General features: G+C 46.4%; 2 protein-coding genes. Both read left to right on the top strand.

Annotation, left to right across the window (positions count from 1 at the left end; genetic code table 11):
- Positions 1–100 precede the first annotated feature (100 nt).
- Entirely contained in the window at positions 101–598 is a 498-nt protein-coding gene (locus tag DWB84_RS18690) for a hypothetical protein (protein WP_187411342.1), read from the top strand.
- Positions 599–626: 28 nt separating this feature from the next.
- Positions 627–1,969, top strand: a 1,343-nt coding sequence (locus DWB84_RS18695; RefSeq protein ID WP_222868283.1) for a hypothetical protein, incomplete at its 3' end; no start/stop codon positions are given.

Consider the following 1,969-nt stretch of genomic DNA (forward strand, 5'->3'; position numbering starts at 1 on the left):
TACACGTCAAATTCGCGCGAGCGGGTGTGGATGATGGCATCGGCTATTTATTCGGCCATCGTCAAAATGCAGGTGAGTTACGCACTGCCACCTGCCAGTTTTGAGAAAAACGGGCAAAAAATACGGCAAACCTATTTGGACATCGGATGCAAAGGGCGCCAAAACTCTTTACACCTATCATGCACAATCCGGCCAAGTGGAAAGTATCACCTACCCAGCCGACCGCAAAGGAATCGCTCCGCAAACTCGATATACATACGAGCAGAAATACGCTACTTATTATCGTGATGGTGAATCTTCTCTAAGTCGGGCAGAAACCCCAATTTGGCTGCTGACAAAAGAATCCTATTGCCGCACCAGCGCATCAACTGCAAATACGCCTGAAGGCACGTGCACTAAAGCGGGTGACGAAGTCATTACCACCTATGACTACGGGTCGGAATCTGACGCCAATAATCTTCAGCTCCGAAGCATCACTGTTACAGCAGATGGAAAAGCTAGAAAAACTTGCTTTGCTTACGATATTTACGGCAACAAAATCGGTGAGACGCACCCGCAAGGAACGTCTCTCGATTCAAATAGCTGCCCTACTAATTAATAAGCTACGGCAATACAAGGACTAACAAATGAAATATCAATGGACATTTTCCCGACAGGCTTTGTTCAGCTATTCTCTGACATTATTGCTCATAACACCTTTTGGTAGGGTTTTAGCAGCACAACAACCTGAGCCTTACACTAATGCAACCCGCTATAACGCTTCCGGCCAGGTCGTCGGTGCTATCCGATCGGCTCCGGAGGCAGGAAAGCCTTTTCCAGCAACGCGCAACACCTATTTTCCAAATGGCCTGCTCCACATCGTGGAAGAAGGCTATTTAACCAGCTGGCGCGATGAATCAGTGCATCCAAAAGACTGGGGGAGCTACTTCGAAGTGATCAAGAAAATCACCTATTCATACGATATCAACGGTAGAAAAAAGACTTCCAGTGTTTCTGGTACTGATGGTGCTATCGTCTCGCTGACGGAGTACAGCTATTATCCTACAGGCGAATTAAAATGCCGGGCCGTTCGCATGGGCCTTTCGGAAACTGGTGACGCCTGCTCACCCCAAAATGACCCTACCCACGGATGGGATAGAGTGACCATGTTTAAATATAACGGGCACGGAGACATACTTAATGAAATCCGCGCTTATGGAACGCCGCTAGAGCAAATTTATGCCGATAGAACCTATTACCCGACGCGACTTCTAAAAACCGTAACCGACGCTGGCGGCAATACGTCGGAAATGGTCTACGACATATTGAATAGACTAAGAGTTTTCTATTTTCCAAGTCAGGTTGCGGGTTCTCGGGCTGCCAATAAAAATGACTATGAAGAATATAATTACGACGGCAACGGTAGCCGCACTTATTTGCGCAAAAGAGATGGTCGTTCCATTACCTATCACTATGATAATTTAAAGCGTGTCTATCTAAAGGACTATAGCGATACTCAACAACAGGACATAGAGTATACCTATGATCTGCGTGGGCTCGAACTCACTGCGGTGTATAGTTCTACAGGCCGAGGTATAACGCGAACTTATACAGGATTTGGTGAAGTTGAATCAGAGTCGACAAATGTTGATGGAACAACCTATACCCTGACTCATAAATATGATGACAATGGCTACAGGGAACGAATTACCTACCCCGATAATTCTTACTTCACCTATGTCCGCAACCAACTTAACCAAGTCACAACCATCAAGGCGATGGGATCATCGACACTGTTGAATGCAAGTTATGATGATGCAGCTCGACCCAAAACTATGACCACCATGGAGAGCGAAGTTGCTGGGTCCAAAATCTGGTACGACAGCGCCTCACGCCCCGATGTTGTTGGTTATGATTTCTCTGGCGAAGATTTCGACCTTTATCAAGACTTCAGCTTAAATCCGGCAGGCCAAATTAGCGGACTCGATAT

Origin of the sequence: Saccharophagus sp. K07, from assembly GCF_014336955.1 — a bacterium.
Taxonomy (GTDB): domain Bacteria; phylum Pseudomonadota; class Gammaproteobacteria; order Pseudomonadales; family Cellvibrionaceae; genus UBA5868.